Below are 25,418 nucleotides of genomic sequence, written 5' to 3'. Positions count from 1 at the left end.
AGGAACGCCATGAAGACGTTGACCTTCCTGCTCTCTACAGTGATTGAACTGTACACAATGGTGCTGCTGCTCCGCGTCTGGATGCAGTGGGCGCGCTGTGACTTTTACAACCCGTTCTCGCAGTTCGTGGTGAAGATCACGCAGCCCATTGTTGGTCCGCTGCGCCGTATCATTCCGCCGATGGGGCCGCTGGACAGCGCCTCTGTGCTGCTGGCATTTATCCTGTGCGTAATAAAAGCTATCGTGCTGTTTATGGTCATCACCTTCCAGCCGATCATCTGGATCTCTGCGGTGCTCATTCTGCTCAAGACCATCGGTCTGCTGATCTTCTGGGTTCTGCTGCTGATGGCCATCATGAGCTGGGTCAGCCAGGGACGTAGCCCGGTTGAGTTCGTGCTGATGCAGCTTGCTGAACCGCTGCTGCGTCCGATTCGCCGTCTGCTGCCGTCGATGGGGGGCATTGATTTCTCGCCGATGGTGCTGGTGCTGCTGCTGTACGTTATCAATATGGGCATTGCTGAAGTCCTGCAAGCCACCGGCAACATGCTGCTGCCAGGACTGTGGATGGCGCTATGAGTGCCGTGACACTTTGCGATGACGGGCTGGTGCTGCGGCTGTACATTCAGCCAAAGGCCAGCCGAGACGCAATTGTTGGGGTTCATGGCGACGAATTAAAAGTCGCCATTACCGCCCCGCCCGTGGATGGGCAGGCCAATGCCCATCTGGTGAAGTACCTCGCCAAACAGTTTAAGGTCGCCAAAAGCCAGGTCATCATTGAGAAAGGTGAACTGGGGCGGCATAAACAGGTTAAAATTATTCATCCGCAACAAATCCCATCGGGCGTCGACGCCCTGACACATTAGGATATCCCATGCAAAAAGTTGTCCTCGCGACCGGTAACGCCGGTAAAGTGCGCGAGCTTGCCGCGCTGCTCGGCGATTTTGGTCTTGATATCGTCGCTCAGACCGAGCTTGGCGTGGAGTCCGCCGAGGAAACCGGGCTGACCTTTATTGAAAACGCCATTCTCAAGGCGCGTCACGCTGCGCAGGTGACCGGCTTACCGGCCATTGCCGATGATTCCGGGCTGGCGGTCGATGCGCTCGGCGGCGCACCGGGCATTTACTCCGCACGCTATTCCGGCATCGACGCCAGCGACCAGCAGAACCTGGAAAAGCTGCTGGAAACGCTCAAAGACGTGCCGGACGAGCAGCGTCAGGCGCAGTTCCACTGCGTGCTGGTGTATCTGCGCCACGCGGAAGATCCCACGCCGCTGGTGTGCCACGGCCGCTGGCCGGGCGTCATTACCCGTTCGCCGGCGGGTCAGGGTGGCTTCGGCTACGATCCGATTTTCTTCGTCCCGTCGGAAGGTAAAACCGCCGCCGAGCTCACCCGTGAAGAGAAAATCACCATCTCCCACCGCGGTCAGGCGCTGAAACAGTTACTGGAAGCGATGCGCAATGGTTAATCTGCCGCCGCTGAGTCTTTACATTCATATCCCGTGGTGCGTGCAGAAATGCCCGTACTGCGACTTCAATTCGCACGCGCTCAAGGGCGAAGTGCCGCACGATGACTATGTGCAGCATCTGCTCAACGATTTAGACGCTGACGTCGCCTATGCGCAGGGACGTGAAGTGAAGACCATTTTCATCGGCGGCGGGACGCCGAGCCTGCTCTCCGGCCCGGCGATGCAGGCCCTGCTGGACGGCGTTCGCGCACGTCTGCCGCTGGCCGCTGACGTGGAGATTACCATGGAAGCCAACCCGGGCACCGTCGAAGCCGACCGCTTTGTCGAATACCAACGGGCGGGCGTGAACCGTATCTCCATCGGCGTTCAAAGCTTTAGCGAAACCAAGCTCCAGCGTCTGGGCCGAATTCATGGGCCGGAAGAAGCCAAACGCGCCGCGCATCTGGCGAGCGGGCTTGGGCTACGCAGTTTTAACCTCGACCTGATGCACGGCTTGCCGGAGCAGTCGCTGGAAGAAGCGCTCAGCGACCTGCGCCAGGCCATCGAGCTGTCGCCACCGCACCTTTCCTGGTATCAGTTGACCATCGAGCCGAACACTCTGTTCGGTTCACGCCCGCCGGTGCTGCCGGACGATGACGACCTGTGGGATATCTTCGAGCAGGGGCATCGCCTGCTGACCGCCGCAGGTTATCAGCAGTATGAAACCTCGGCCTACGCGAAGCCGGGCTATCAGTGCCAGCACAATCTCAACTACTGGCGTTTTGGCGACTATCTGGGCATTGGCTGCGGCGCGCACGGCAAAGTGACATTCCCGGACGGCCGTATTCTGCGCACGGCGAAAACCCGCCATCCGCGCGGCTATATGGAAGGGCGCTACCTTGAACGCCAGCACGATGTTGAAAATGCCGATAAACCGTTCGAGTTCTTTATGAACCGCTTCCGTCTGCTGGAGCCGGCTCCGCGTGCAGAGTTCAAGGCCTACACGGGCCTTAACGAGCAGGTGATTCGCCCGCAGCTTGATGAGGCGCTCGCGCAAGGCTATCTGACCGAGTGCAACCAGTACTGGCAGATTACTGAACACGGCAAGCTCTTCCTCAACTCGCTGCTGGAACTGTTCCTCAACGAATAAGTTCAAATATATTTCGCCATTAATTCATAATGGCGAAATATATAACATCGTCTTTTCCGAGTAATAACCAAAATACTTCCCGAACAATTCTAACGCTAATATTTAATAGAAATATTAATAGCTAATCACACATACTCCATAAATATAATGCAGCGCACAAAAACCGCATTTAATGCGTAGATAATTTAAAAGTGTGAGAGGGATAGCGTAAAGATGTCTGACAACCAGGATAATATGTCATACAGAAAATACAGCTATACCCATAGATATAAACCACCATAATAAATGTGCATGGAGCCTATTAATGAAATCTCTTACCTTTCGCAAAACGCTGATCTGTGCCTCACTTTTTGCCTTACTCTCTGCCGGAGTCAGCGCCGCTGAAAAAGTCACGCTGAAGCTGGCGCATAACCTCGAGCGCAGCCACGTCGTTCACCAGGCATTTGAGGAAATGGCCAAAGATGTCAAGCAGTTATCAGACGGCAAAATGACCATTCGTATTTATCCCAGCAGCCAGATGGGCAGCGCTCGTGAAACCATGGAACTGCTACAAAACGGCGCACTCGATTTAACCAAGGGGTCAGCCAGCGATCTTGAATCCTTCGATAACGTCTATGCCATTTATAACCTGCCTTTCTTATTTAAAGACCAGGCGCATTTTAATAAAGTGGTATTTGGCGACGTTGGCAAAGAAATAATGGAGTCGACAAAAGATAAAGGATTCTTTGCGCTTTCCGCCTATGTTGCCGGCACCCGCAGCTTTTATGCGAAAAAACCGATTACCAAACCAGAAGATTTAAAAGGCTTAAAAATTCGCGTCCAGGCCAGCCCAACGACGCTGAAAATGATTGAATTAATGGGCGGCTCGCCGACGCCAATTTCTTTCGGTGAAGTCTATACCGCAATGCAGCAGGGGGTGGTTGACGGCGCGGAAAATAACGTCCCGTCCTGGGTGCAAACGCGTCATATTGAAATAGCCAAGGTCTTCTCTGAAGACGAGCACGCCTCTATTCCCGACTTCCTGGTCATCTCGACCAAAACGTGGGACAAGCTGACCCCGGAGCAACAGCAGATTCTGATGAAGGCCGCCAAAGCCTCAGAAACCTACCAGCAGAAGCTGTGGGACAAAATTGACGCCGATACCCGTGCACAGGCGAAAGCCATGGGCGGTGAAATCGTGAAGGTCGACAAAGCGCCGTTCCGCGCCGCCGTTCAGCCGCTGTTCGACGATTTCAAGAAAGATCCAAAACAGGCCGCGCTGCTGGCCAAATTTGAAGCCGCCGCAGAATAACCGCCCTGCGGGCCAGCCTCTGGCCCGCGTTCACCAGGATACTAAACGATGATTTTTACCCGCACTAAACAGGCGGTGGACCGCGCGATCGCCGCGTTTTCCATCGCGGTCATGGTGGCGCTGGTCGTCTGCGTCGTCTGGCAGGTGTTCAGCCGCTACGTGTTAAACCAGCCCAGTACCCTCACCGACGAGCTGGCGCGTTTTCTGATGATTTGGGTCGGCCTGCTCGGCGCAGCCTATACCGTTGGCGCCCAGCGCCATCTGGCCATCGACCTGCTGGCCATGACGCTCAAGCCGCGTAAGCAAACGCTGCTGGGCGTGGTGATTAACCTGCTGATTTTTATCTTCTCTGGTTCGGTGATCGTCACCGGCGGCCTGAAGCTAATCGCGAAAACGCTGGCCACCGCGCAGGTCTCTGCGGCGATGCAAATTCCGATGGGCTACGTCTATCTGATCCTGCCGCTGTCCGGCCTCATTATGATGTTCTACGCCCTTTGGTTTATCGCCAATGGCCTGCTTAGCCTGAAACAAACCGCGGAAGGAGCGTGTTAATGGACGGGTATATCGCACTCACGCTGTTCGGCGCCTTCTTCGTACTGGTGTTTATTGGCGTGCCTATTTCATTTTCTATCGGGATCGCGACCGTAGCCTCGATGCTGCTGATGTTCCCCTGGGATATCGCCGTCATCACCGTTTCCCAGCGCCTGGCCAACGGCCTGGACAACTTTGCCCTGCTGGCGATTCCATTCTTCATTTTTGCCGGTACACTGATGAACAGCGGGGGGATCGCCATACGCTTGATTAACCTCGCGCAGGTGATGGTCGGCCGCGTGCCCGGTTCGCTGGGCCACGTTAACGTGCTGGCCAATATGATGTTCGGCTCGATTTCAGGGTCTGCGGTTGCAGCGGCGGCGGCCGTCGGTGGCACCCTGCATCCTATCCAGACCAAGAAGGGCTATGACCCGGCGTTCTCCACTGCGGTGAACGTTTCATCGTGCATTACCGGGCTGCTTATCCCGCCCTCCAACGTGCTGATCGTCTTCTCCCTTACCGCAGGCGGCGTTTCGGTCGCATCGCTGTTTATGGCGGGCTACCTGCCGGGCATTCTGATGGGCCTGTCGATCATGGTGGTTTGCGCCATCATCGCCAAACGTCGCGGCTATCCCGTGTCGGAACGCCCGACCTGCGCCCAGGCGGCAAAAGCATTCCTTGATGCGCTGCCGAGCCTGCTGCTGGTGCTTATCGTAATGGGTGGCATTCTGGGGGGGATCTTTACCGCCACGGAAGCCTCGGCTATTGCCGTGGTCTACACCTTTATCCTGTCGGTCATCATCTACCGTGAGGTTAAATGGCGCGATCTGCCGAAGCTGATTTTAGAGTCGGTGGTCACAACCTCAATCGTGCTGCTGCTGATTGGTTTCTCCGTCGGCATGTCGTGGGCGATGACCAACGCGGATATTCCCTACATGATCAGCGACACGCTGATGGGGATCTCCGAGAATCCGCTGGTGATCCTTCTGCTTATTAATATCGTGCTGTTGATCGTCGGTATTTTTATGGACATGACGCCGGCGGTGCTGATCTTTACGCCGATCTTCCTGCCGATTGCCCAGGACCTGGGGATGGACCCGGTACATTTCGGCATCATGATGGTGGCTAACCTGTGTATCGGCCTGCTCACGCCGCCGGTCGGCAGCGCGCTGTTTGTCGGCTGCTCGATCTCCGGTGTGAAAATTCAGCAGCTGATTAAACCGCTGCTGCCGTTCTACGCCGCCCTGCTGGTTGCGCTGATGATGATTGCCTATATCCCGCAGATTTCGCTGTTCATTCCGCAGCTGCTGGGGCTGATGTAATTCCAGGAAATAACCCGGCCGAGCGCAGCGAAGCCGGGTTATTTCCGCTCGCGCAGGGCGCCTTATGGAATCACCCCCTTCTCACGCATTCTCTCGACCCCTTCCTGCCAGCGCTTTGCCTCATATTGCAATTCGTCATTACTCGACTCCAGCACCACCATTTGCCCGCGCAGCGCTTCACGTTTCTTGCGCAGCGGCTCAACCTTTTCCTCCATCACCGCCATGCGCGCATTGACCTTGTCGCCGATCGCCTTATGCTGGCGATAATATTCCTGCTTCTGTTCCTCCAGCGCCTTATCGCGGGCGGCACGAATGGGCTCTGCATCACACACCGCTTTCTTCTGGCAGGCCACCAGCGCGGGCTCATACACGTTGATATAGTATTGATTACTAAACTTCGCCATATCGTTTCGGCGGTCAACGGCGTAGATTTCGGCGTTCATCGCCTGCTGTACCGCGCTGCGGTCCAGCGGCTTGCCGTTGGCGTCCGTTCCCCACGAGCGCGCCATCTGTTCATCTAACTCGACCACCTGTGTTTTCAATACATCATACTGTTTTTTCTGCTTTTCTATCGTTGTGCGGCTGTCGGCAAACTGGGCGTCAAGCCTGGCGAACTGCGCCATAAAACCGCTATCGTTCACCACCAGCAATTTGCTTAAATCCTCTCTTTCACTGAACGGTCTTCCCGCATTTTTGGCGGCCATCTGCATCGAAAAGAAGGTCGTCGTCCAGCCGGAAGCCGGGGTTCCCACGGCGGTCATCATCGCCGAAAATTTGACCGGACGCCCTTTAGTCCAGGTTTTTTCATAGAAAAGATAATCCCCGGCCATGCCAACCGGCGTGTAGAGATTATCGTCAGAAGCCATATCGCCTTCGAGGGTGTATGTCGCCTGGTTTCCTGTCGCCTCCAGCTGGCGCAGGCTGATACTGACAAGGTGCATCATGCCGCCAGACTGTTTCGCGAACTGCTGTTTGATAACGTCGTCGGTGGGGGTATTGCTGTCGGCGATAACCGACGGGGAAAAACTACACAGCAGGAGCATCCCGCATTTCCAGGCGAGCTTCATCGGCAAATTCCTTTTAGGTATGAAAAGCGCATCATACGGAAATTGCGGCGGAGTGAAGGATAAACGAAATCTGATTCTGGCTACCCGTAGAACACAGGTAGCCGATAACCACTTACTTGAGGGTGCCCACCAGCGCCTTGCGGCTATCTTCCAGCGACACCACGCGGCTGCACACGTCTTTACCGAACGCCTGGAAATCAGCTTCCTGGTTTTTCCACTCGTTCTGAATCGCAGTTTGCAGGCCGCCCAGGCTGCCCAGCACGCCCTGCAGCGGGTTACCGCCGCCTTTCAGTACGGCTTTGGCGCCCATCTCGTTGATGCTGTCCTGCAGGATGCCGCCCATCGCCTGATTCACCAACTGCTGGCCGTCGGCACGCACCTGGTCAATCGCTTTGTAGTGGAAGGTCAGGCCGTCACTGCGGCGCTCAATAATGCGGTTCATCTGCGTTTTCAGCTGCGCGTCGAGTTTGGTCAGACGACCGCGCATATTGCTGTCCTCGCCGACTTCTTTGGCAATAATTTTGTCCAGCGCCACGCGGCCTTTTTCAACCCGGTTACGCGCGCCTTCGTCAATCCACGGCAGCGCGCTACGCAGTTCCGTTTGATAATCTTTGGCCTGCTCGCGCTGGGCCGCGGTGAGCGTGTACGCCTTGCCGTTGTAGGTGACGTCGCCGTTGGGGGTAATAATAAGATTGCCGTTTTCCCCTTTCACCTGCACGGTTTGCGGGTTGAGCACCACGTCATCACGCGGGGTGACGCTGCACTGGTAGTCAGCGTGGGCGGCGGTCGCCGTGAACGTAAGAACTGCCGTCAGCAGCGTTTTGCGCATCATAACTTTCCCTCAAGATAAATCGGGCCAGCAAATGCTGGCCCCGTACACGCGTCATCGTTCAAGCGGCCTCTGCGTTGGCTGCGTCTGAACGATGTTGTGTATATAAGATCTTAGTCCCACCAAACGTCAAAAAGTTCGCTGGTGCGCACCTCTTCAAACTTACGGTCTTCCAGCCACTTACGAACCAGCGCCTGATGTTCTTCAGTACACTTGCCCACTTCCTGGGTGCAAATCAGACCTTCCCAGGCCAGATAGCCGCTGCCGTCAAACGCCAGCTTGTTCGGCTCGATCACTTCATCGATAAACTGGTCGACGGTTTGATCGATCTGTTCTTCGCTGGTGCCTTCCGGGAAACGCCACGCGACGGAGAAGCCGATTTCCTGAAATTCATCGATATGCATTTTTTTACGCAAACGACGGCTACGATTCTTTGCCATTTATTTCACCCTCTCGAACATTAAGTCCCATACGCCGTGACCAAGACGATGGCCACGCTGTTCAAATTTGGTTACCGGGCGCGATTCCGGGCGCGGTACGTAATCTTTTGTTTCGGACAGGTTCTGGTATCCACCAATGGAGGACATCACTTCCAGCATATGCTCAGCATAGGCTTCCCAGTCGGTCGCCATGTGGAAAACGCCGCCCAGCTTTAATTTCGTCTTCACCAGCTCAGCGAACGGTACCTGCACGATACGGCGTTTATTATGACGCGCTTTGTGCCACGGGTCAGGGAAAAAGAGCTGAACCATGTTCAGAGAGTTGTCCGGGATCATCTTGTGCAGCACTTCGACCGCGTCGTGGCACATGACGCGCAGGTTATCAACGCCCTCTTCGTGCGCCGAAGCCAGACAGGCGCCAACGCCAGGTGAGTGTACCTCAATACCGAGGAAATTCTGGTGCGGACGTGCTTTCGCCATCGTCACCAGCGAGGCCCCCATGCCAAAACCAATTTCCAGCGTCACCGGCGCTTCGCGACCGAACAGCGCGGCGAAATCGACAGGCTCTTCGCTGAACTCAACGCCCATCACCGGCCAGTAGTTTTCCAGCGCGTGTTCCTGCCCTTTGGTCAGTCGCCCCTGGCGACGCACAAAACTACGAATGCGGCGCAGCGGGCGGCCGTTTTCATCAAAATCCGGTGAAATGACGTCGTTCTTCATAAAAATATGTCTGCTTGTGAGAGTGTTCGGGAAACGGGCATTATCCAAAGTTAGTTGCCGGATGCAAGCACCGGAAAGTTCCTGTTTACAGCATAGTACCGCTGTGCTGCAATCTGGCCCCCTAATCGCACGATAACGGAAGCACTGCTTTGACCATGCAAGCGTCTCAATTTTCAGCCCAGGTGCTGGACTGGTACGACAAATACGGGCGTAAAACCCTGCCCTGGCAAATCGAAAAAACGCCTTACAAAGTATGGCTGTCAGAGGTGATGTTGCAACAGACGCAGGTTGCCACCGTTATCCCCTATTTCGAACGCTTTATGTCGCGCTTCCCGACGGTCACCGATCTCGCGAATGCCCCCCTCGACGACGTGCTGCACCTGTGGACGGGGCTCGGTTACTATGCGCGCGCGCGCAATCTACACAAAGCGGCCCAGCAGGTGGCGACGCTGCACCACGGCCGTTTTCCGGAAACCTTCGATGAAGTCGCGGCGCTGCCCGGCGTAGGACGCTCAACCGCAGGCGCGATACTGTCGCTGTCGCTGGGCAAACATTTCGCGATTCTCGATGGCAACGTTAAGCGCGTGCTGGCCCGTTGCTATGCCGTCGGCGGCTGGCCGGGTAAAAAAGACGTTGAGAAGCGGCTGTGGGACATCAGCGAGCAGGTTACGCCCGCCGAAGGCGTTTCGCGCTTTAACCAGGCCATGATGGATCTTGGTGCGATGGTCTGCACCCGCTCGAAGCCCAAATGTTCGCTTTGTCCGTTGGAAAAGGGCTGTATCGCCACCGCCAACGGCAGTTGGGCACAGTATCCCGGTAAAAAACCGAAGCAGACGATCCCCGAACGTACCGGCTATTTCCTGATGATGCAGCACGAGCGCGACGTGTTTCTTCAGCAGCGCCCGCCCAGCGGTCTGTGGGGCGGTCTATACTGTTTCCCGCAGTTTGCAGATGAAACGGCGCTGCGCGAGTGGCTGGCCGAGCGGCATATTCCGGCCGAAAACCTGACCCAGCTTACCGCCTTCCGCCATACTTTCAGCCATTTCCATCTGGACATTGTGCCTATGTGGCTTAGTGTGTCCTCATTCGCCTCATGCATGGATGAAGGCAGCGCTCTCTGGTATAACTTAGCCCAGCCGCCCGTCGTCGGGTTGGCCGCACCGGTTGAGCGCCTGTTGCAGCAGTTACGCGCCGATTCACTCGTCTAGCGAGCGGCGAACTAAGAGGATTTATTATGAGCAGAACCATTTTTTGTACTTTCCTGCAGCGCGACGCCGAAGGACAGGATTTCCAGCTCTACCCTGGCGAGCTGGGAAAGCGCATCTATAACGAGATTTCGAAAGAGGCCTGGAAGCAGTGGCAGCAAAAGCAGACCATGCTCATCAATGAAAAGAAACTCAATATGATGAACGTGGAGCACCGTAAGCTTCTGGAAGAAGAAATGGTTAATTTCCTGTTTGAAGGCAAAGATGTGCACATTGAAGGCTACACGCCGCCAGAAAAACAGTAAGGGCCCTGCGGGCCTTTAAGACAACAACAACACGCGCTCCCGGAATGATGAAAAAAAGAATTTATGCACTGGCGTTGATAGCACCGCTGCTGGTTTCCTGTTCCTCAAATAAAAAGGGCGATGCCTACAATGAGGCGTGGGTCAAAGACACCAACGGCTTTGATATCCTGATGGGGCAATTCGCCCATAACATTGAAAACATCTGGGGTTTTAACGAAGTCCTGATCGCCGGACCGAAAGACTACGTAAAATACACCGACGGCTACCAGACCCGTAGCCATATCAACTTCGATGAAGGCACCATCACCGTCGAGACCATTGCCGGTACAGATCCCGCCGCCCGCCTGCGTCAGGCGATTATCACCACGCTGCTGATGGGCGACGATCCCGGTTCGGTCGATCTCTACTCCGACGCCGACGATATTCAAATTTCTAAAGAGCCGTTCCTGTACGGCCAGGTGGTAGACAACACCGGCGAGGCCATTCGCTGGGAATGGCGCGCGGCGCGCTTTGCCGACTATCTGCTGCAAACGCGGATGAAAAAACGCAGTAACGGCCTGCATATCATCTACAGCATCACCATTAACCTTGTTCCAAACCACCTCGACAAACGTGCGCATAAATACCTCGGCATGGTACGCCAGGCTTCGCGTAAATACGGCGTCGACGAATCGCTTATTCTGGCGATTATGCAGACCGAATCATCCTTTAACCCCTACGCCGTCAGCCGCTCCGATGCGCTGGGGCTGATGCAGGTGGTGCAGCATACCGCCGGTAAAGACGTGTTCCGTTCACAGGGTAAATCCGGTACGCCAAGCCGCAGCTTCCTGTTCGACCCGGCCAGCAACATTGATACCGGGACCGCCTATCTGGCAATTCTCAGCAATATTTATCTCGGCGGCATCGACAACCCAACCTCGCGCCGTTATGCGGTCATCACCGCCTATAACGGCGGTGCGGGCAGCGTGCTGCGCGTGTTCTCCAACGATAAAGTGCAGGCGGCGAATATTATCAACAGCATGACGCCGGGCGATGTCTACCAGACGCTGACCAGCCGCCATCCGTCCGCCGAGTCGCGGCGCTATCTCTACAAAGTGAATACCGCGCAGAAAGGCTATCGTCGTAAGTAACAATTCTCACAAATATGGCCGTCACAAGCGCTGATGTTCACCGCGCGTGGCGGCCTCTCCGCCTGAACCTCATACAAAAATGTTAGTTTTGTCACTATTTCGTTATGCAAAGTAAAAATAATTGCAATTTTTTGCGGCGCTTAACAATGTCACATCTATGCCGTTGATAGAATCAGCACAAATAATGCTTTCGGATGTTATTAAACGAACGCGTATCCGGCCATTTTTGTGAGGAAAATAACATGAATTTAAAGCTGCAGCTTAAGATACTGTCCTTCCTGCAGTTCTGCCTGTGGGGGAGTTGGCTGACCACACTCGGTTCCTACATGTTTGTGACGCTGAAATTTGACGGCGCGTCTATTGGCGCGGTGTACAGCTCGCTGGGTATTGCCGCCGTCTTTATGCCGACGCTGCTGGGCATCGTGGCAGATAAGTGGATTAGCGCCAAATGGGTCTACGCCTTCTGCCATCTGGTGGGCGCAGGCACGCTGTTTATGGCCGCCCAGGTCACCACGCCGGGAGAAATGTTCTTCGTTATCTTGCTCAACTCGCTGGCCTATATGCCAACGCTGGGTCTGATCAACACCATCTCCTACTATCGTCTCAAAACGGCAGGCATGGATATCGTGACCGACTTCCCGCCAATCCGTATCTGGGGCACCATCGGCTTTATTCTGGCGATGTGGGCGGTGAGCTTCTCCGGGTTCGAGCTGAGCCATATGCAGCTCTACATCGGCGCCGCGCTGTCAGTCGTCCTGGTGCTGTTTACCCTGACCCTGCCGCATATTCCGGTCTCTAACCAGCAGCAAAAGCAGAGCTGGAGCAGCATGCTGGGGCTGGACGCGTTTGCGCTGTTTAAAAACAAACGCATGGCGATCTTCTTTATTTTCTCCATGATGCTGGGCGCCGAGCTGCAGATCACCAACATGTTTGGCAACACCTTCCTGCACAGTTTCGATAAAGATCCGCTGTTTGCCAGCAGCTTTATCGTGCAGCACGCCTCGGTAATGATGTCGATTTCACAAATCTCCGAAACGCTGTTCATCCTCACCATTCCGTTCTTCTTAAGCCGCTACGGCATCAAGAACGTGATGCTGATTAGTATCTTCGCATGGATGCTGCGCTTTGGCCTGTTCGCCTACGGCGACCCAACGCCGTTCGGCACCGTGCTGCTGGTTCTGTCGATGATTGTTTACGGCTGCGCCTTCGACTTCTTTAACATCTCCGGCTCGGTATTTGTGGAAAAAGAAGTGAAGCCGGAAATCCGCGCCAGCGCGCAGGGGATGTTCCTGATGATGACCAACGGCTTTGGCTGCATTCTCGGCGGTATGGCCAGCGGCAAGGTTGTTGAGATGTACACCGTGGACGGCATTACCGACTGGCAGAGCGTGTGGCTGATTTTCGCCGCGTACTCTCTGGTTCTGGCGGTGGCATTTGTGGGGCTGTTTAAATACAAACATGAACGTACGCCAGCTGGCGTACAGACGGTTGCCCACTAAGTTTCCTACCCACGTAACCCGGCCGAGCAAAGCGACGCCGGGTTCAAAATAGTAGGCCGGATAAGGCTACGCCGCCATCCGGCAATCTGTTCCATTCTGCCTGATGGCACTGCGCTTATCAGGCCGACACCTTCGATAGCACCCATCCTACTGACAACAAATCTGCGCTGCCGCCGGGGCTTAAATTCCGCGTAATCAGCGCGTTATCCATTGCTATCAGCGCACCTTCATCCCAACCGTTTTCCAGTAAATCGTGGGCGTAATCCTGTACGTAGCGCAGACCGTTCATTCCGCCGCGCGAGACCAGATTACTGTCCGGGTTCACCGCCATTAAACGCAGCAGCAGCGCGTGCAGATGGCGACGATTCCAGCCTGAAAGCGCCTTGCGAACCGTGGCGAATCCGCTCTCTGCTTCCCCCCGCGCCCCGGTCAGGCCAAACTGATGAAACTGGCGCTCGCCCGCGGTCGCCAGCGATGAGCGGGAAGCCAGCTCCCGTTCAACCAGACCGCGGCAGATATCGCTCACTTCACGGCACAGCCGCTGCGGGTTTACCTCACCCAACCGGCCCGCGGCAAAGCAAAGCAGCCCCAGCGCGAAAATACCGCCTTTATGCGTATTCACGCCACCGGTTGCTGCATACATCGCCTGTTCGCAAGCGATACCCATCGGGCGAATCATTCGCAGCTGTTCGCCAGCAGGGCGATGCGCATGTTTATCGCCCAGTTCGGCAAACCGGGTGAACCACGGCGTAATGGCCGCAATGCTGCGAACAAACAGCGCATGGTCCATGTCCCGGTGCGCGCCGTTGTTGTATTTATCCACCAGCCCTGGCTTCGGCGTCAGATCCAGTTCCTGCCACAGCGCCTCTTCGGCCAGCGCCGGCACATCGACGTTGCGGGTATTAATCGCGAATAAACCAGCCATCGATCAGCGCCTCCACGCGGCCAATAACCTGCTCAAGCGGATGCTGGCGCGAACGAGAGCAGACGTGCGCTGGCTCATCGCAGATCAGACAGCGGCGCATATGGCGGCCTAATGCCAGCCGGCCAATATGCCCGGCGTGCGGACAGATGACGTCCAGATCCCAGAGCCTTCCCAGCGGATGGGACTGTTCCAGCGCCGCGCAGTGGGCTTTGATCTCCGGCGCCTGATGCCCCACGCACCAGAGGGCTTCCGGGCCGGTAGGCAGCCACAGCACCTGCCTGTCCAGAACCTGCCAGCCGTTTTGCCACAGCATCTGATCGCACATCTGTAGCGCTACACCCATGGTATTGCGATAGCGCAGATTATTTTTTACCGCGCCCGGCGTCACCAGCGTGAGCGAGATAACCGGTTGTCCATAATGGGTTAGCCAGTCAGCCTGACGCGCCGCGCGGCTCTCTTTTGCCGCCAACAGCGCTTCGAGGCTGACACCCGGGCTAACGGGTGTCACCGTCGTCATCATGCTACTCCTTAACCTGACGCACGGTATCAATCACGCTACCGTCGCGATAGCGAATCACACCGACAATTTTATCTGTGAACTCAATCGGTTTCGGCTGGCCGGTCAGCGAGATAGCCCGCGCATATAGCGCCTCAATCTCAACCACTTTCAGCCCTGCGGCGATAAGCCGTTCGCGAATTTCCGGACGCGCCGGGTTTACCGCAATACCGTGGTCGGTCACCAGCACATCGATGCTTTCCCCCGGGGTCAATCGGGTTGTCACCCGCTTGACGACCGTCGGAATACGGCTGCGCAGAAGCGGTGCCACGACGATAGTCAGGTTAGCCGCTGCCGCCACGTCGCAGTGGCCGCCCGATGCGCCGCGCATCACGCCGTCGGAACCGGTAATCACGTTGACGTTAAAATCAACGTCAATCTCCAGCGCGCTGAGGATGACCACATCAAGCCGATCGCAGCAGGCAGCCTTACTGCCCGGATTGGCGTAGACGTTGGTGGAAATCTCTACGTGATTGGGGTTACGCGCCAGCGACGTCGCCGCCTGCCCGTCAAAACACTGGGTATCGAGCAGCTTTTCAATCAGCCCTTTTTCATGCAGGTCGACCAGGCTGCCGGTAATGCCGCCCAGCGCAAAGCGCGCCTTCACGCCGCTGCGCTCCATCTTCTCTTCCATAAAGCGCGTGCAGGCGGTGGCGGCCGCGCCGGAACCGGTCTGCATCGAGAAGCCCGGCGTAAAGTAGCCCGAGTGTTCAATCACATCCGCCGCATAGCGGGCAATCATCAGTTCACGCGGGTTGCTGGTCACGCGCGCCGCACCGACGCTGATTTTCGCCGGGTCACCCACACTGTCCACCGGCACAATGAAGTCAACCTGGTCCTGCACAATGCTGGCGGGCATATTCGGGAACGGCACCAGCGCTTCGGTCAGCAGCACCACGTGGCGAGCAAATTGCGCATCAACCATGGCGTACCCCAGCGAACCGCAGCATGACTTACCGTGGGTGCCGTTAGCATTACCAAACTCATCGCTGCACGGCACGCCGAGAAACGCCACGTCGATTTTCAGCTCGCCGTCCTGCAGCAGCTTCACGCGCCCGCCGTGGGAGTGGATTTGTACCGGTTCATCCATCAAACCGTGAGAGATAGCGTCCGCCAGCTTACCTCGCATACCGGAGGTATAAATACGCGTAATCACGCCGCTTTCAATATGCTCGATCAGCGCATCGTTGCAGGTCATCAGCGAGCTTGAAGCCAGCGTCAGGTTCTTGAAGCCCATCTTCGCCAGCAGCGCGACGACGTGATTAATGACCCGATCGCCTTCGCGGAATGCGTGGTGGAACGAAATGGTCATGCCATCTTTTAAGCCGCTGCGCGCCACCGCGTCTTCAATCGAGGCGCACAGTTTTCGGGTGCGTTTCTCCTGCGGAGAGTTCAGCCACGGCGTTGTGCTGTGGGCCGAATCAAAGGGTTTTAGCGCCCGCAGGTGGGGGAAATGAAGGTGGAGAAGTTCTGTCTGATTCATTATCAAGTCCTTAACGACGCACGCCGGAGGCGGCTGCACGTTCCAGTACCATTTGCGCGTGGTTAATAATCGGGGCATCGACCATTTTGCCGTTGAGTGATACCACGCCCAGGCCGTTGCGTTCACCCTCTTCTGCCGCTTCAATCACCCGTCTGGCGTGATCCACTTCCTGCTGCGTTGGCGCATAGGCATTGTGGAGCAGGTCAATCTGACGCGGGTTAATCAGCGATTTACCGTTAAAGCCCATCTTGCGAATCAGTTCCACCTCACGCAGGAAGCCGGCTTCATCGTTGACGTCAGACCACACGACGTCAAAGGCATCAATACCGGCGGCACGCGCCGCGTGCAGTACCGCACAGCGGGCATAAAACAGCTCGGTGCCATCGCCGCGTTCGGTCTGCATATCCATGACATAGTCGAATGCCGCCAGCGCGATGCCGATCAGGCGCGGCGAGCTGCGCGCAATCGCCACGGCGTTAATCACGCCAACCGCTGATTCAATTGCCGCCATCACGCGGGTCGAGCCCACCTCACGCCCACAGGCGCGCTCAATACGTTCAAGATGGCCTTCCAGCTCAAAGATATCTTCAGGCGTGTCGGTTTTCGGCAGGCGAATCACGTCCACACCGGCATACACGGCGGCTTCCAGGTCAAGCAAGCCGAACGGCGTGCTAAGCGGGTTAATGCGTACGACGGTCTCAATATCCTGATACATCGGATGCTGAAGCGCGTGGAAGACCAGCAGGCGGGCGGTATCTTTCTCACGCAGCGCGACCGCGTCCTCCAGATCGAACATGATCGAGTCCGGGCGGTAAATAAAGGCGGTGGAGAGCATGGCGGCGTTGGCCCCGGGCAGGAACAGCATACTGCGACGAAGTTGACTCATTGCAGCGCCCCCCAGACGATCGTCTGCTCTTCTGCGGCACGCAGAATCGCGCTTTGCAAACGGGCGCGAATCACACAGTCCAGCGCCCCTTTATCTTCCACGATAATCAGCCCCTGCTGCACGTCCAGCGCGCGCAGTGTCTGCTCAACAACCTGGCGAATCTGTTCGCCAAACTGCTTCATCACCTCACTGTGGATGACAATCTCCAGCTCGCCGTCGGCGGGGGCGATTTTCACCATCAGGTCGCTGGACTCCTGCGTTCCGGCCAGCGCCTCCCTTATGATTTTCATGATAATGTCCTGATAGTTATGCAACTTCCGCGCTGTAATGCGCTTCGAGATGCGCGAAAGTGGATGCCGGAACAATGTCCCGGATACGAGAAAACTGCTGCAATGTTAATAAACGGCGGACTTCCGAAGCTGAAATCGCGCTCCCGGTGGCTTTCATGCGCGGCATCTCTACCACGGTCATGTTGTCGCCAAGCAGCATATGCAGCGTCTGGTTGTACTGGCGGGTCACGTCGCAGAACGGCTCCGAACCGATAAAGCGATGCGTGATCCCCAGCGCGGGCGCAATGTAGTTGCGGAACAACAGCACGTCGATTTCACTCCACGCCTGCTGCACCTTGCCGGTTTCCTTTAAGAAATAGGCCGGGAAGGTGGCGCGCGAGATGATGTACTGCGATCCCTCGTGCACCGTGACGTTCGCCAGATGCGCGACGCCGGCACGCACCATCTCCAGACGAGCGCGAAACGGAAAGAACGACGCATCTTCACGCACCACGAAAAGATGCAGCCAGCCGCACTGTGCCGCCGCCTGTTCCACCAGATAACGGTGTCCCAGGGTGAAGGGATTTGCATTCATCACAATGGCCCCAACCTGGGTAGCCGGTTGGCGCTGGAGGCTCAGCGTACGGCAGTAGCGTTCAATCCCCTGCGGCGTATTTTCCATCAGCACCGCATTGTTGCCGCTCTGGGCAATCGGCCAGAAGCCGCTGCGGGCGAAGCGCGCAATGTTGCAGGGGCGAGTACAAAGAAAAAGATGGAAATAACCCTGCGCTAACGCTACGTTCTCCACCTCGGCCAGCAGCCGAGCGCTCAGATTCGCGCCGCGCTGTTGTTCATCGACCGCCACGCACTTAATCACGTTTGCCGCCAGACCTGCGCAGCCCACCAGCTTTGTGCCGTCCCAGGCTTCAACGAACAGCGTAATATCGCTATCCAGCCCGAGGCCGCTGTCCACCAGCAGCGCACGAATAGGGCTTAAACGTTCCGGGTGTTTTGCCACCATGCTGACCCGAAAATCGAGAGTGGGTTGCGTGTACATCGTGCCGCCTGCCTTACTTAGTGCGCCGCCGTCAGCGTATTCGCTGGCGCTTCCATGATGATGTTGCTGAGATGGCCAATATGTTCAATCTCCACCTCGATACGGTCCCCCTCCTTCATAAACAGCGGCGGGTTGCGTTTCTTGCCGACGCCGCCCGGCGAGCCGGTGATGATGACGTCGCCAGGGCTTAAGCGGGTGAAGGTACTGATGTACTCAATCAGCTCGGCCACTTTATGAATCATGCTGCTGGTGTTGTCCTCCTGCACCATCCGCCCGTTCAACCAGGTACGGATAGCCAGGCTATGCGGGTCGGGGATCTCATCGGCGGTCGCCATCCACGGCCCAAAAGCGCCGGTCTGTCGCCAGTTTTTCCCGGCGGTAAACCAGGTGTGCTGCCAATCGCGAGCGGAGCCGTCCATATAGCAGCTGTAGCCGGCCACGTGGCGCAGCGCATCCTCACGCGAAATGTTCTCGCCGCCCTTGCCAATGATCACCGCCAGCTCGCCCTCATAGTCAAATTCGCGAGAGTGGCGCGGCTTCAGCACCGGTGCGTTGTGCGCGGTCTGCGAGTCGGGGAAGCGGACAAACAGCGTCGGTGCCGGGTTATGCTGGTCAAATTCTTTGCGTTTCTCGGCATAGTTCATGCCCACGCAGAGAATCTTTTCCGGATGCTCAATCACCGGTAAGAAGGTCACGGCCTCCATGGGCACATCGACGGCATCGTGAAGATAGCGGGTCGCATCGGCCAACCCGTTGCCATCAAGCAGCGCCTTGAGGTCGCCGTAGCGGTCGCCAAGACGGCGTCCCAGATCAATCATTCCTTCTGCATTCACGATGCCGTAGCTGCGAACGCCCTGATAGATAAAGCTTGCGAGTTTCATTGTTCTATTCCATTAAACGAGGAAGTTGCCCAGCACCAGCAGCGACACGGAGACGTTAATTGCACCGCCGATACGGGTCGCAATCTGCGCGAACGGCATCAGGCTCATGCGGTTACCGGCGGTCAGAATCGCGACGTCGCCGGTGCCGCCCTGGCCGCTCTGGCAGCAAGAGACGATGGCGACATCAATCGGGTGCATGCCGATTTTTTTGCCGACGAAGAAACCGGTCGCAACCAGCGCAGACACGGTGCTGACGATCACCAGCAGATTGCTGAGGGTGAAAGCGTTAACCAGCTCCTGCCACGGGGTGATAGCCACGCCGACGGCAAACAGCACCGGATACGTCACTGAGGTCTGGAAGAATTTATAAACCACCTGCGAACCTTCGAGCAGGCGTGGAGAGGCGCCGTGGCACAGCTTGACCAGCACCGCCATAAACAGCATGCCAACCGGTGCCGGCAAGCCAATCAGCTTGTGACCTAACATACCGAGCATGTACAGCAGCACCGCCAGCAGCGCGCCTGAAGCAATGGTGGTCACGTCAGTTTTGCCCGACAGCGCCGGCTGTGCGGATGCGGTATCGGCGTTGGCGCGGTTAGGCATCAACTGGCCCTCACCGGTCAGGTGCGGGTAGCGTTTGCCCAGTTGGTTCAGGCAACCGGAGATAATGATGGCCGTCAGCCCGCCCAGCATCACCATCGGCAGCACGCGGCCCAGCGCTACGCCCTGATCCATATGCAGCAGCGTGGCATAGCCGATGGACAACGGGATCGCTCCCTCGCCGACGCCGCCCGCCATGATCGGCAGAATGATAAAGAAGAAGATCTGGAACGGCTCAAGGCCCAGCGCCATGCCGACGCCCATCCCAACGATCATGCCGACGATTTCGCCACACAGCATGGGGAAGAAGATCCGCAGGAAGCCCTGAATCAGCACCGTACGGTTCATGCTCATGATGCTGCCGACGATGATGCAGCAGATATAGAGGTACAGAATATTGGTCGATTTGTAGAATTTCGTCGTCGACTCCACCACCACGTCCGGCAGCAGCCCGTAGTAGACCAGCGCGGAAGGGATAAAGGTGGCACAAATTGCCGCCGCCCCTAGCTTGCCGACGATCGGCAGACGCTTACCGAACTCACCGCAGGCAAAACCAAAAAATGCCAGCGTCGCAACCATCACCACGATATCGCTTGGTAGCTTACCGCCCAGGCAATCAATGGCGATAAGCGCCCCGGCCAACAGGAACAGGGGCAGCGGAATAATGCCGACTTTCCAGGTGTCCATAATATGCCACCAGCGCTCCTTGAGGGCCGGTCGCTGAATTTCTATCGGGTCGTGGGTAACAGAGAATGAATCATCAGTAGTGCTCATAATGAAGCCCTTTGGTTATTTTGTGAGGCTAGCTTAAGGGCCAAAAGGCTTACTTTATGTGAGTGATAGCATATTAAAACCGAAGTTTTAATGGCGCCTATGGTTTTAATGGTTTCTTTTATTTAATGTGATTAGCGCCTTATTTAAAGGCGTGGTTTTTATGGTTTCTATTCTGCGCTGAATGCCACAGGCGGATTTATTAATTTAGCCTTAATAAAGAGTACTTTTCAGATAACTCTCGTTCTGCGCCAGGCTGTGCAAGGGATCACAAGTTTCTGGCAAAGCCCGGCAGCGGCGATAAAAAAGATGATATATTGTCGGCTTCCGTCGCTGCCGTGCGTGAGTCTGATGAAAGTATCGTTCCAGATAAAACTGTTTATTTCCCTGGTTGCCTTTTTCTCGGTGCTGTTTGCGCTACTGGGTAGCTATTATTATATTGACGTCGGCCAGCAGCTATATCAGGAAATGAGCGGGCGGGCAAAAATACAGGCAGAAGAAATAGCTGTGATTCCCAGTTTGCGTAAACAGGTTACCGAGAAAAACGTTCCAGCCATCCGTGACTTTATGCAAAAAATAGCCGCCCGTAGTGACGCTAGTTTTATTGTCATTGGTGATAATAAAGGCCTGCATCTGTTCCACTCGGTATTTGCCGACAGGATAGGTAAAACTCTGGTCGGCGGCGATAATGAAGAAGTGCTCCAGGGCAAAAGCACCACCACCATTCGGCAGGGCGGTTTAGGCATTTCCCTGCGCAGCAAGGCGCCTATTTTCGACGACCACGGCAAGGTTATCGGTATTGTTTCCGTGGGCTACCTTACCAGCTACCTCGACAGCATTACCGTCAACAAAGTGGTCAATATCCTGATCGCCGCAGTGCTTCTGCTGATGGCGCTGTTTGTTTTCTCCTGGTTCTTTACCCGCAGCATCAAGAAACAAATCTTCTCTCTTGAACCGCGCGAGATTGGCCTGCTGGTTCGCCAGCAGAAAGCGATGATGGAGTCTATCTATGAAGGCGTTATCGCTATCGACGACAACCTGCGCATTGAGGTCATTAACCAAGCGGCGCGTAAGCTGCTTGGCCTGAGCCTGCCGGCGCGCCAGCTGCGCGGAAAGCCTATCGGCGACGTCATCGCCCTCGTGCCCTTTTTCGAGCGCAGCGCCATGCTCAGGCAGGATACGCACGACGAAATCTGTCACTTTAACGACCTGACGGTCATCGCCAGCCGCGTGCGAATCATGCTGGAAAATGCGCTTCAGGGCTGGGTGATTACCTTTCGCGATCGTAACGAGATCGATTCGCTTAGCGCTCAGCTAAGCCAGGTAAAACGCTACGCCGATAACCTGCGCATTATGCGCCATGAGCAGCTTAACCGTATGACCACCCTCTCCGGTCTGCTGCATATGGGGCGCTACGACGAAGCAATTGGCTATATTCAGGCCCAGTCGGAACACGCGCAGGAGCTACTGGATTTCATCTCCTCACGCTTCAGTTCCCCCACGTTATGCGGGCTGCTGCTGGGGAAAGCCGCGCGCGCCCGTGAAAAAGGCGTGGTGCTGGAGTTCGACCCGGCCTGCGAGATGCGACGTCCCTTCCCGCCGCTGAGCGAGTCGGAGACGATCTCGATTATTGGTAATCTGATTGATAACGCCATCGAAGCGACCCAGCGATCGCCGCTGCCGCACGCGCCGGTCGAGATCTTGATTAAGCTCAGCGAACAGGAGCTGATTATCGAAGTCGCAGATCGGGGAATTGGCATTACGCCGGCGATCCGCGAACATATTTTTGAGCGCGGCATTACCACCAAAACCCGAGGCGACCACGGTATCGGACTCTACCTTATCGACAGCTATGTCACCCAGGCGGGCGGCCTGATCGAAGTGTCTGATAACGCGCCCAACGGCACGATTTTCTCTTTATTCATTCCCGCCGCAGGGCCTGCCCGGCGTACCGCACAGCAACTGGAAGATACCGACTATGCAACATGAACTTATCGATGTACTGATTGTGGAAGATGAGAATGAGCTGGCGCAGCTGCACGCGGAGCTCATCGACAAGCACCCGCGTCTGCGGCTGGTCGGTATTGCCTCTTCGCTGGCCGACGCGCAACAACAGCTACAGAGCAAGCAGCCGCAGCTACTGCTGCTGGATAACTACCTGCCGGACGGTAAGGGCATTACGCTTATCAGCGACCCGATGCTGGCCCGCGCCAACTGCTCGGTTATCTTCATCACCGCCGCCAGCGATATGGACACCTGTAGTCAGGCCATTCGTAACGGCGCCTTTGACTACATCCTTAAGCCGGTATCGTGGAAACGTCTGAGCCAGTCGCTTGAACGCTTCGTGCAGTTTGCCGAACAGCAGCGGGTGTGGAAAATCGTCGACCAGCAAAACGTGGACTCACTCTATTTACTGCAGGCGAAAAACTACCGTCAGGACAACGGCAGCAAGGGCATTGAGGAAAATACGCTGGCCAGGGTACAAACGCTGTTTAACGCCCGGGAAAACCACTGTTTCTCGGTTGACGAAGTGGTCAGCGAAACCGGGCTCAGTAAAACCACTGCCCGTCGCTATCTTGAGCACTGCGTGGAATCCGGGTATTTAAGCGTTGAAATGCTGTATGGCAAGATTGGCCACCCGCGCCGCATGTACCGCCGCAGTGCGGCCTAGCCCCTCACCACGCGATGAGGGGCTAGCGCCCATTATTTCAACACGTAGCCGTACAGTCGGCTAATGCCGTCGGCGTCTTTCTCGCTGTACACCCCCTGAAGCTCCGGCGAGAAACCGGGCAGCAGGTTAACGCCCTCTTCCAGCGCCAGGAAATAGCGCTGCACCGCCCCGCCCCACACTTCTCCCGGCACCACGCACAGCACGCCCGGTGGGTATGGCAGCGCCCCTTCGGCGGCAATTCGCCCTTCCGCGTCACGAATGCGCACCAGCTCGACGTTGCCGCGAATAAACTCACCGTTAGCGTCCTGCGGGTTCATCACCACTTTCGGCAGGCTCTCCTTACGGAACATCGCTTTTTGCAGATCTTTCACCTCAAAGCTGACGTACAGATCGTGCATCTCCTGGCACAGTTCGCGCAGCGTATAGTCGCGGTAGCGCAGCGGATGCTTGCTGTAAACGCTCGGCAGTACCTCCGCCAGCGGCGTGTCATCTTCGATATGCTGCTCAAAGCGGGCCAGCATCGCCACCAGTTGGGCCATTTTCTCCGGCGTTTCCGCCGGGGTCAGCAAGAAGAGGATCGAGTTCAGATCGCACTTCTCCGGGACGATCCCGTTCTCGCGCAGGTAGTGGGCCAGAATGGTCGCCGGAATACCAAACTCGGTGTATTTTCCGGTTTCGGCATCGATCCCAGGCGTCGTCAGCAGCAGCTTGCACGGATCGACAAAGTACTGATCCTGGGCGTAGCCCTCAAAACCATGCCAGCGCGCGCCCGGCGCGAAGCTGAAGAAACGTCTATCGCTGGCGAGGGTTTGGGTGGAATGCTCTTGCCACGGGCGTCCGTCAACCATCGGCGGGATAAACGGCTGGATCAGCTTACAGCTGGCAATAATTGCTTTGCGCGCTTCAATACCCAGCTCGACGCACTCGGCCCACAGGCGGCGACCGCTCTCCCCTTCGTGAATTTTGGCATTAATGTCCAGCGCCGCGAACAGCGGATAAAACGGGCTGGTTGAGGCGTGCAGCATAAAGGCGTTGTTCAACCGCTTGTGCGGGCAAAAGCGCGCCTGACCACGAATATGGTTGTCTTTTTTGTGGATCTGCGAGGTTTGCGAGAAGCCCGCCTGCTGTTTATGCACCGACTGCGTCACAAAAATGCCCGGATCGTTTTCGTTTAACGCCAGCAGCAGCGGCGAGGTATCCGCCATCATATCGATAAACTGCTCATAGCCTACCCATGCGGAGTCAAACAGGATGTAGTCGCACAGATGGCCAATTTTATCCACTACCTGACGGGCGTTATAGATGGTGCCGTCGTAAGTGCCCAGTTGGATCACCGCCAGACGGAACGGACGCGGCGCGTCGGCCTTCTCCGGCGCCGCTTCACGAATCAGCTCGCGCAGGTAGCGTTCGTCAAAACAGTGCTCGTCAATACCGCCAATGAAACCAAACGGGTTACGCGCCGCTTCCAGGTAAACCGGCGTCGCCCCGGCCTGGATCAGCGCACCGTGGTGGTTTGATTTGTGGTTGTTACGGTCAAACAGCACCAGATCGCCACGCGTCAGCAGCGCATTAGTCACCACTTTGTTGGCCGCCGAAGTGCCGTTCAGCACGAAATAGGTTTTATCCGCGTGGAATACTTTAGCGGCAAATTTCTGCGCGTGCTTGGCGGATCCCTCATGGATTAAGAGATCGCCCAGCTTCACGTCAGCGTTGCACATGTCGGCGCGGAAAACATTTTCGCCGAAGAAGTCGTAGAACTGACGCCCCGCCGGATGCTTTTTAAAGAATGCGCCGTGCTGGTGCCCAGGACAGGCGAAGGTGCTATTGCCCATCTCAACGTACTGGGTCAGGGTGTTGAAGAACGGCGGCAGCAAATTCTCTTCATAGCGACAGGCGGCCGCTTCCAGCGCCAGCCACTCCTGCTCTTTGCCGCTGATGACCGCTTCCACGCCGTCCGGCGCGCGAAGGTCGTCCGTCGAGAACACAAACACCGGCAGATGAAAACCGGTGCGCTTGAGCAACGCAAGAATACCGCTATGGCTGTCGGCCACGGTAATGACGACTGCTGCCACATCGGTAAAGTCGGTACTATCCAGCGCCACCACGCCACGGGGGCTGGACAGGCGAGAGACCAGTTCACGACTGGCAGCAATGTTCATTGATTTCATAAGCGCAACGACCCACTCAGGGAGAGTAAAAGCCCCGGACAAAGCCACTGGCCTTGCCCCACAAAGCGTCTGGGTGCAACTGGGTTACAGCTCCGACCGCCAGACATCAGTAAAAGCAGACGGCGTCTAATCTTACTGTTGTCCTGCAGTGAGCATGCGTTGACCTCACCGCATGGTGAGCAAAACGGAACGGGCAGGCTTTCGCAAGCAAGCGAAGC

At 56.4% G+C, this 25,418-nt stretch carries 26 protein-coding genes; 13 read left to right on the top strand and 13 right to left on the bottom strand.

Annotation, left to right across the window (positions count from 1 at the left end):
• The first annotated feature begins 9 nt into the window (after positions 1–9).
• From H7R76_RS04390 to H7R76_RS04360, 7 genes are all read left to right on the top strand, one after another.
• The gene (locus H7R76_RS04390; RefSeq protein ID WP_106925696.1) at positions 10–576 is read left to right on the top strand and encodes a YggT family protein; all 567 of its coding nucleotides are present in this window, start codon (positions 10–12) and stop codon (positions 574–576) included.
• Positions 573–863: a DUF167 family protein YggU gene (yggU, locus tag H7R76_RS04385; protein ID WP_106925694.1), complete on the top strand. Its 291-nt coding sequence runs from the start codon at positions 573–575 to the stop codon at positions 861–863. The genes H7R76_RS04390 and yggU overlap by 4 nt, the downstream gene beginning before the upstream one ends.
• A gap of 8 nt (positions 864–871) precedes the next feature.
• On the top strand, positions 872–1,465 hold the full coding sequence (locus H7R76_RS04380; RefSeq protein ID WP_182967045.1) for an XTP/dITP diphosphatase: 594 nt from the start codon (positions 872–874) through the stop codon (positions 1,463–1,465).
• A complete protein-coding gene (hemW, locus tag H7R76_RS04375) occupies positions 1,458–2,594 on the top strand; it encodes a radical SAM family heme chaperone HemW (RefSeq protein WP_182967043.1) in 1,137 nt (378 codons plus the stop codon). Before H7R76_RS04380 ends, hemW begins: the two co-directional genes overlap by 8 nt.
• A 304-nt stretch (positions 2,595–2,898) precedes the next feature.
• The gene (locus H7R76_RS04370; RefSeq protein WP_182967041.1) at positions 2,899–3,885 is read left to right on the top strand and encodes a TRAP transporter substrate-binding protein; all 987 of its coding nucleotides are present in this window, start codon (positions 2,899–2,901) and stop codon (positions 3,883–3,885) included.
• Positions 3,886–3,933: 48 nt separating this feature from the next.
• Positions 3,934–4,437 carry a TRAP transporter small permease gene (locus tag H7R76_RS04365; protein WP_106925686.1) on the top strand — a complete coding sequence of 168 codons (504 nt, stop codon included), beginning with the start codon at positions 3,934–3,936 and terminating at the stop codon, positions 4,435–4,437.
• Positions 4,437–5,738, top strand: coding sequence for a TRAP transporter large permease (locus H7R76_RS04360; protein ID WP_106925684.1), 1,302 nt, complete (start codon positions 4,437–4,439; stop codon positions 5,736–5,738). The genes H7R76_RS04365 and H7R76_RS04360 overlap by 1 nt, the downstream gene beginning before the upstream one ends.
• A gap of 62 nt (positions 5,739–5,800) precedes the next feature.
• On the opposite strand, the gene H7R76_RS04355 is transcribed toward H7R76_RS04360, so the two are convergent.
• From H7R76_RS04355 to trmB, 4 genes are all read right to left on the bottom strand, one after another.
• Complete coding sequence (locus tag H7R76_RS04355) at positions 5,801–6,805, bottom strand: DUF1202 family protein (protein WP_182967039.1); 1,005 nt, start codon at positions 6,803–6,805, stop codon at positions 5,801–5,803.
• Between the two features lie 112 nt (positions 6,806–6,917).
• Entirely contained in the window at positions 6,918–7,637 is a 720-nt protein-coding gene (locus H7R76_RS04350) for a YggN family protein (RefSeq protein WP_106925680.1), read from the bottom strand.
• 110 nt (positions 7,638–7,747) lie between these two features.
• Positions 7,748–8,074 carry a YggL family protein gene (locus tag H7R76_RS04345; RefSeq protein WP_065356020.1) on the bottom strand — a complete coding sequence of 109 codons (327 nt, stop codon included), beginning with the start codon at positions 8,072–8,074 and terminating at the stop codon, positions 7,748–7,750.
• Positions 8,075–8,794, bottom strand: a complete 720-nt coding sequence (gene trmB, locus H7R76_RS04340) for a tRNA (guanosine(46)-N7)-methyltransferase TrmB (RefSeq protein ID WP_106925678.1) — start codon at positions 8,792–8,794, stop codon at positions 8,075–8,077.
• A gap of 155 nt (positions 8,795–8,949) precedes the next feature.
• On the opposite strand from trmB, the gene mutY reads away from it, so the two are divergent.
• From mutY to H7R76_RS04320, 4 genes are all read left to right on the top strand, one after another.
• Entirely contained in the window at positions 8,950–10,002 is a 1,053-nt protein-coding gene (gene mutY / locus H7R76_RS04335) for an A/G-specific adenine glycosylase (RefSeq protein ID WP_182930039.1), read from the top strand.
• 26 nt (positions 10,003–10,028) lie between these two features.
• Positions 10,029–10,304: an oxidative damage protection protein gene (locus tag H7R76_RS04330; protein ID WP_106925674.1), complete on the top strand. Its 276-nt coding sequence runs from the start codon at positions 10,029–10,031 to the stop codon at positions 10,302–10,304.
• Between the two features lie 47 nt (positions 10,305–10,351).
• Positions 10,352–11,434 carry a membrane-bound lytic murein transglycosylase MltC gene (gene mltC / locus H7R76_RS04325; protein WP_106925672.1) on the top strand — a complete coding sequence of 361 codons (1,083 nt, stop codon included), beginning with the start codon at positions 10,352–10,354 and terminating at the stop codon, positions 11,432–11,434.
• A 242-nt stretch (positions 11,435–11,676) separates the two neighbouring features.
• Entirely contained in the window at positions 11,677–12,933 is a 1,257-nt protein-coding gene (locus H7R76_RS04320) for a nucleoside permease (RefSeq protein ID WP_106925670.1), read from the top strand.
• Positions 12,934–13,051: 118 nt separating this feature from the next.
• Here the strand turns inward: H7R76_RS04320 and citG are convergent, their stop codons facing one another.
• Genes citG through H7R76_RS04280 form a run of 8 tightly spaced genes read right to left on the bottom strand, consistent with a single transcriptional unit; the run spans position 13,052 to position 20,364 of the window.
• Positions 13,052–13,858, bottom strand: coding sequence for a triphosphoribosyl-dephospho-CoA synthase CitG (gene citG, locus H7R76_RS04315; RefSeq protein WP_106925668.1), 807 nt, complete (start codon positions 13,856–13,858; stop codon positions 13,052–13,054).
• Complete coding sequence (gene citX, locus H7R76_RS04310; protein ID WP_182967899.1) at positions 13,836–14,375, bottom strand: citrate lyase holo-[acyl-carrier protein] synthase; 540 nt, start codon at positions 14,373–14,375, stop codon at positions 13,836–13,838. The genes citG and citX overlap by 23 nt, the downstream gene beginning before the upstream one ends.
• 4 nt (positions 14,376–14,379) lie before the next feature.
• Positions 14,380–15,897 carry a citrate lyase subunit alpha gene (gene citF, locus H7R76_RS04305; RefSeq protein WP_182967037.1) on the bottom strand — a complete coding sequence of 506 codons (1,518 nt, stop codon included), beginning with the start codon at positions 15,895–15,897 and terminating at the stop codon, positions 14,380–14,382.
• Between the two features lie 10 nt (positions 15,898–15,907).
• A complete protein-coding gene (gene citE / locus H7R76_RS04300) occupies positions 15,908–16,783 on the bottom strand; it encodes a citrate (pro-3S)-lyase subunit beta (protein ID WP_106925664.1) in 876 nt (291 codons plus the stop codon).
• Complete coding sequence (gene citD / locus H7R76_RS04295) at positions 16,780–17,073, bottom strand: citrate lyase acyl carrier protein (protein WP_106925662.1); 294 nt, start codon at positions 17,071–17,073, stop codon at positions 16,780–16,782. The genes citE and citD overlap by 4 nt, the downstream gene beginning before the upstream one ends.
• Positions 17,074–17,089: 16 nt before the next feature.
• Positions 17,090–18,109, bottom strand: a complete 1,020-nt coding sequence (citC, locus tag H7R76_RS04290) for a [citrate (pro-3S)-lyase] ligase (RefSeq protein ID WP_106925660.1) — start codon at positions 18,107–18,109, stop codon at positions 17,090–17,092.
• Positions 18,110–18,126: 17 nt separating this feature from the next.
• The gene (locus H7R76_RS04285) at positions 18,127–18,990 is read right to left on the bottom strand and encodes a fumarylacetoacetate hydrolase family protein (protein WP_106925658.1); all 864 of its coding nucleotides are present in this window, start codon (positions 18,988–18,990) and stop codon (positions 18,127–18,129) included.
• Between the two features lie 12 nt (positions 18,991–19,002).
• Positions 19,003–20,364 (bottom strand): 2-hydroxycarboxylate transporter family protein, encoded by a 1,362-nt coding sequence (locus tag H7R76_RS04280; protein ID WP_106925656.1) that lies wholly within the window; start codon positions 20,362–20,364, stop codon positions 19,003–19,005.
• A 348-nt stretch (positions 20,365–20,712) separates the two neighbouring features.
• On the opposite strand from H7R76_RS04280, the gene H7R76_RS04275 reads away from it, so the two are divergent.
• Both H7R76_RS04275 and H7R76_RS04270 read left to right on the top strand, forming a co-directional pair.
• On the top strand, positions 20,713–22,350 hold the full coding sequence (locus H7R76_RS04275; RefSeq protein ID WP_182967035.1) for an ATP-binding protein: 1,638 nt from the start codon (positions 20,713–20,715) through the stop codon (positions 22,348–22,350).
• On the top strand, positions 22,340–23,032 hold the full coding sequence (locus H7R76_RS04270; protein ID WP_106925652.1) for a response regulator: 693 nt from the start codon (positions 22,340–22,342) through the stop codon (positions 23,030–23,032). Before H7R76_RS04275 ends, H7R76_RS04270 begins: the two co-directional genes overlap by 11 nt.
• A gap of 32 nt (positions 23,033–23,064) precedes the next feature.
• On the opposite strand, the gene H7R76_RS04265 is transcribed toward H7R76_RS04270, so the two are convergent.
• Positions 23,065–25,200, bottom strand: coding sequence for an ornithine decarboxylase (locus H7R76_RS04265; protein ID WP_106925650.1), 2,136 nt, complete (start codon positions 25,198–25,200; stop codon positions 23,065–23,067).
• Positions 25,201–25,418 lie beyond the last annotated feature (218 nt).

Source organism: Klebsiella sp. WP8-S18-ESBL-06 (assembly GCF_014169755.1).
GTDB classification, from domain to species: Bacteria; Pseudomonadota; Gammaproteobacteria; order Enterobacterales; family Enterobacteriaceae; genus Kluyvera; species Kluyvera ascorbata_B.
The sequence above is the reverse complement of the archived record's forward strand: the minus strand, read 5'-3'. Positions and strand labels throughout refer to the sequence as shown.

Excerpts from the sequence above, each read along its gene's own strand:
- citF (WP_182967037.1), bottom strand. The coding sequence starts at position 15,897 with ATGAATCAGACAGAACTTCTCCACCTTCATTTCCCCCACCTGCGGGCG.
- H7R76_RS04285 (WP_106925658.1), bottom strand. The coding sequence starts at position 18,990 with ATGAAACTCGCAAGCTTTATCTATCAGGGCGTTCGCAGCTACGGCATC.
- hemW (WP_182967043.1), top strand. The coding sequence starts at position 1,458 with ATGGTTAATCTGCCGCCGCTGAGTCTTTACATTCATATCCCGTGGTGC.
- H7R76_RS04345 (WP_065356020.1), bottom strand. The coding sequence starts at position 8,074 with ATGGCAAAGAATCGTAGCCGTCGTTTGCGTAAAAAAATGCATATCGAT.
- citD (WP_106925662.1), bottom strand. The coding sequence starts at position 17,073 with ATGAAAATCATAAGGGAGGCGCTGGCCGGAACGCAGGAGTCCAGCGAC.
- yggU (WP_106925694.1), top strand. The coding sequence starts at position 573 with ATGAGTGCCGTGACACTTTGCGATGACGGGCTGGTGCTGCGGCTGTAC.
- citX (WP_182967899.1), bottom strand. The coding sequence starts at position 14,375 with ATGACGACGGTGACACCCGTTAGCCCGGGTGTCAGCCTCGAAGCGCTG.
- H7R76_RS04365 (WP_106925686.1), top strand. The coding sequence starts at position 3,934 with ATGATTTTTACCCGCACTAAACAGGCGGTGGACCGCGCGATCGCCGCG.
- H7R76_RS04265 (WP_106925650.1), bottom strand. The coding sequence starts at position 25,200 with ATGAAATCAATGAACATTGCTGCCAGTCGTGAACTGGTCTCTCGCCTG.
- H7R76_RS04275 (WP_182967035.1), top strand. The coding sequence starts at position 20,713 with ATGAAAGTATCGTTCCAGATAAAACTGTTTATTTCCCTGGTTGCCTTT.
- H7R76_RS04370 (WP_182967041.1), top strand. The coding sequence starts at position 2,899 with ATGAAATCTCTTACCTTTCGCAAAACGCTGATCTGTGCCTCACTTTTT.
- citE (WP_106925664.1), bottom strand. The coding sequence starts at position 16,783 with ATGAGTCAACTTCGTCGCAGTATGCTGTTCCTGCCCGGGGCCAACGCC.
- H7R76_RS04280 (WP_106925656.1), bottom strand. The coding sequence starts at position 20,364 with ATGAGCACTACTGATGATTCATTCTCTGTTACCCACGACCCGATAGAA.
- mltC (WP_106925672.1), top strand. The coding sequence starts at position 10,352 with ATGAAAAAAAGAATTTATGCACTGGCGTTGATAGCACCGCTGCTGGTT.
- trmB (WP_106925678.1), bottom strand. The coding sequence starts at position 8,794 with ATGAAGAACGACGTCATTTCACCGGATTTTGATGAAAACGGCCGCCCG.
- H7R76_RS04360 (WP_106925684.1), top strand. The coding sequence starts at position 4,437 with ATGGACGGGTATATCGCACTCACGCTGTTCGGCGCCTTCTTCGTACTG.
- H7R76_RS04355 (WP_182967039.1), bottom strand. The coding sequence starts at position 6,805 with ATGAAGCTCGCCTGGAAATGCGGGATGCTCCTGCTGTGTAGTTTTTCC.
- mutY (WP_182930039.1), top strand. The coding sequence starts at position 8,950 with ATGCAAGCGTCTCAATTTTCAGCCCAGGTGCTGGACTGGTACGACAAA.
- H7R76_RS04330 (WP_106925674.1), top strand. The coding sequence starts at position 10,029 with ATGAGCAGAACCATTTTTTGTACTTTCCTGCAGCGCGACGCCGAAGGA.
- H7R76_RS04320 (WP_106925670.1), top strand. The coding sequence starts at position 11,677 with ATGAATTTAAAGCTGCAGCTTAAGATACTGTCCTTCCTGCAGTTCTGC.
- citG (WP_106925668.1), bottom strand. The coding sequence starts at position 13,858 with ATGGCTGGTTTATTCGCGATTAATACCCGCAACGTCGATGTGCCGGCG.
- citC (WP_106925660.1), bottom strand. The coding sequence starts at position 18,109 with ATGTACACGCAACCCACTCTCGATTTTCGGGTCAGCATGGTGGCAAAA.
- H7R76_RS04350 (WP_106925680.1), bottom strand. The coding sequence starts at position 7,637 with ATGATGCGCAAAACGCTGCTGACGGCAGTTCTTACGTTCACGGCGACC.
- H7R76_RS04380 (WP_182967045.1), top strand. The coding sequence starts at position 872 with ATGCAAAAAGTTGTCCTCGCGACCGGTAACGCCGGTAAAGTGCGCGAG.
- H7R76_RS04270 (WP_106925652.1), top strand. The coding sequence starts at position 22,340 with ATGCAACATGAACTTATCGATGTACTGATTGTGGAAGATGAGAATGAG.
- H7R76_RS04390 (WP_106925696.1), top strand. The coding sequence starts at position 10 with ATGAAGACGTTGACCTTCCTGCTCTCTACAGTGATTGAACTGTACACA.